The 3,102-nt window shown below is 74.1% G+C and carries 3 protein-coding genes; all 3 read left to right on the forward strand.

Annotation, left to right across the window (positions count from 1 at the left end):
- Positions 1–853: uroporphyrinogen decarboxylase family protein (locus tag I5I_RS08395; RefSeq protein ID WP_036318341.1), on the forward strand; the 853-nt coding region annotated here is incomplete at its 5' end.
- The gene (locus tag I5I_RS08400) at positions 850–2,256 is read left to right on the forward strand and encodes a protoporphyrinogen/coproporphyrinogen oxidase (protein ID WP_036318342.1); all 1,407 of its coding nucleotides are present in this window, start codon (positions 850–852) and stop codon (positions 2,254–2,256) included. The genes I5I_RS08395 and I5I_RS08400, both read left to right, overlap by 4 nt.
- A 9-nt stretch (positions 2,257–2,265) precedes the next feature.
- Positions 2,266–2,952: a hydrogen peroxide-dependent heme synthase gene (gene hemQ, locus I5I_RS08405; protein ID WP_036318343.1), complete on the forward strand. Its 687-nt coding sequence runs from the start codon at positions 2,266–2,268 to the stop codon at positions 2,950–2,952.
- Positions 2,953–3,102 lie beyond the last annotated feature (150 nt).

Raw genomic sequence — 3,102 nt, forward strand, 5'->3', positions numbered from 1 at the left:
TCGTCGGGGTGGAGTCGAGATCGCCGCCGGCCGCGGCCCGGTCTTCCGCAACCCCGTGCGCACCGCCGCCGAGATCGCCGCGCTCGTGCGGATCGATCCGGCACTCGTTGAGGAGCGCGGCGAGGCGGTCGTCGAGGCCGTCCAGCGCACGGTCGCCATGCTGGCGGAGGAGGGCGAGCAGCGCGGCGAGCCGCTGCCGCTCATCGGTTTCGCGGGCGCGCCGTTCACCCTCGCCGCCTATCTCGTGGAAGGCGGCCCGTCGAAAGACCACCTCGGCGCCCGCAGCCTCATCCACTCCGACCCCGCGGCCTGGGCGGACCTCACGGCCTGGCTCGCGGAGGTGACCGGGCGCTTCCTCGCCCTGCAGGTGCGTGCCGGCGCGAGCGCCGCGCAGCTGTTCGACTCGTGGGCCGGAGCGCTTGCTCCCGCCGACTACCGGCGCGCCGTGCTGCCGGCATCCGCGGCCGCCCTGGAGCCCGTTCGCGCGCTGCGCGGCGAAGGTCTCGATGTTCCCCTGATCCACTTCGGTGTCGGCACCGGCGAGATCCTCGCCGACATGGCTTCGATCGGCGTCGATGCGATCGGCGTCGACTATCGCGTCGACCTCGATGACGCCGTGACCCGCATCGGCCGCGATCTCACGGTGCAGGGCAACCTCGATCCCGCGCTGCTGTTCGCCCCCGAGGATGTGCGTCGCCGGGCGGCCCACGCCGCCCTCGCCTCGGGGCTGGCGGCGCGAGCACATGTCTTCAACCTCGGCCACGGTGTGCCGATGAACACCGACCCCACCGTGCTCACCGATCTGGTGCGCACCGTTCACGACTGGCGCGCACCCGCGGAGTCCGCGCGGTGACCACCTCTCGCACGAGCGCGCCGGCAGCCGCGACCGGCGCCGATGTCGTCGTCGTCGGCGCCGGCATGGGCGGGCTCGTCGTGGCACACGAGCTGGCGCGTGCCGGACGTGACGTGGTCGTGGTCGACGCGGCGGAGGAGGTGGGCGGGCTGCTGCGCCGCGGCACGCTCGCGGGGGTCGACATCGATCTCGGCGCGGAGTCGTTCGCGACACGCACCGATGCCGTGGCGACGCTCGTCGCGGATGCCGGGCTCGATCTCGAACTGGTCGCGCCCCGGCCCCAGGGGGCCTGGCTCGCCGTCGCGACGGATGACGGCGTGCGGCGGGCTCGCCTGCCGCGGCGGACCGTGCTCGGCATCCCGGCCGACCCGGAGGCCGACGACGTCGTCGCGATCATCGGCCCCGACGGCGCCGCGCGTGCGCGCGACGAGCGCCGCGTGCCCGTCGCCGCCGACGCGGAGCCGTCGCTGTACGACCTGGTCGCCGAACGTCTCGGTGTCCGCGTCGCCGATCGGCTCGTCGACACGCTCTGCCGGAGCGTCTACTCGCGACCCGCCGCCGAGGCCCGCTTGTCGCAGCTGCACCCCGGTCTGTGGCGCGAGTTCGTCGCGCGCGGATCGCTTCTCGAGGCTGCAGACGCGATCGCGACCGGTCAGCGTGCCGGCGCCGCCGTCGGCGGCATCGCAGGGGGCATGTGGCGCCTGCCGACGGCGCTCGCTGAGGCCGCGGCGTCGCGTGGCGCTCAGATCCGCACGGGTGTCGCTGTGCATGCCGTGCGCGCCGAGGCCGACGCGCTCGTGGTCGAGACGGCGAGCGGGTCACTCTCGGCGCGTCACGTCGTGATCGCGACGGGCACCGCGGAGGCGGCGCGCCTTCTGGCGGGTGCGGGCGTTTCGACGCGCGCCCCGGCGGCGGCGGTCCGCCTCGTCGCGGCGGCCATCGCCCACCCCGCCCTCGCCGCCGAACCCGTCGGCTCGGGCGTGATCGTCGACGCCGCGCTGCCGACGGCGGCCAAGGCCCTCACGCACATCACCGCCAAGTGGGACTGGGCGCGCGCCGCGACGCCAGACGGCATCCACCTCGTGCGCCTCTCCGCTCGCGACGCCGCCGCCGGTACTCTCGCCACGGCCGACGAGGTCGCGCGCGAGGTGTCGATCCTCACCGGCGTCGAGGTGGCCGCGGCCGACGTCGTCGACCTGGTCGTGCAGGAGTGGACGGATGCCGTCGTCGGCGCCGCCGCGCCCGACGACCTGCCCGCGGGCATCCACCTGGCCGGGGCCGCCGTGGCCGGCACGGGCCTCGCCTCCGTCATTCCGCACGCCCGCGATCTCGCCGCACGTCTCGACAGCGCGCTCGCGGCATCCCCGCCGTCGTCCTTCCTGCACACCCACCCGGTTTCCTAGGAGCACCGTATGACCGAACAGATCCCGCTCGGATACACCCTCTTCGCCGTCCTGGCCGGACCCCGCCCTCGGGTGGCCCCCGACGCGGCGGCGGTCGCCGAGCTGTCCGCCGCCATCGACGCGGTCACGGCCGGCGGTGTCAGCGTTCGCGGCCTGTACGACGTCACCGGCATGCGCGGCGAGGCCGATCTCATGATCTGGCTGCACACGACGCCGGGCGCGGTCGATGACCCTGCCGTGCTCCAGAAGGCACTGCGCACCCTGCGGCGCACCGGCATGCTGCAGGCGTACACGGCCGTCTGGACAGCGATGGGGGTGCACCGTGAGGCCGAGTTCAACAAGCGTCACGTTCCCGGGTACCTTCGCGGCGAGAGCGCCCGCGGCTGGCTGTGCCTGTACCCGTTCGTGCGCAGCTACGAGTGGTACCTGCTGCCCGAGGAGGAGCGCGCCGGCATGCTCGCCGAGCACGGCCGCAAGGGCGCCCGCTACACGGAGGTCGTCGCCAACACCGTCTCGACCTTCGGACTCAGCGACTACGAATGGCTCCTGCCGCTGGAGAGCGACGACCCGATCCACCTCGTCGACATGATGCGCGACCTGCGCGCGACCGATGCGCGCCGTCACGTGCGCGAAGAGGTGCCCTTCTACACGGGCCGCCGGCTCGAGCTCGACGAGCTGGCGGAGGTGCTGAGCTGATGGCCGAGAACATCGCTCCCCGCTCCGCCGAGTTCCGTCCCAAGCCTCCGCGCGCGAGCGCCGCTCCGGTGTGCGGCGAGGGGTGCCGCGTGCCGGCCGCCACGTCGGCGACCTGCGGACTCTAGAGGATCCCCGGGACCGAGCTCGAAT

Origin of the sequence: Microbacterium sp. B24 (assembly GCF_000333415.1) — a bacterium.
Taxonomy (GTDB): Bacteria; Actinomycetota; Actinomycetes; order Actinomycetales; family Microbacteriaceae; genus Microbacterium.

Bases quoted from the DNA above. Each gene is read 5' to 3' on its own strand.
- hemQ (WP_036318343.1), top strand. From the start codon at position 2,266: ATGACCGAACAGATCCCGCTCGGATACACCCTCTTCGCCGTCCTGGCC.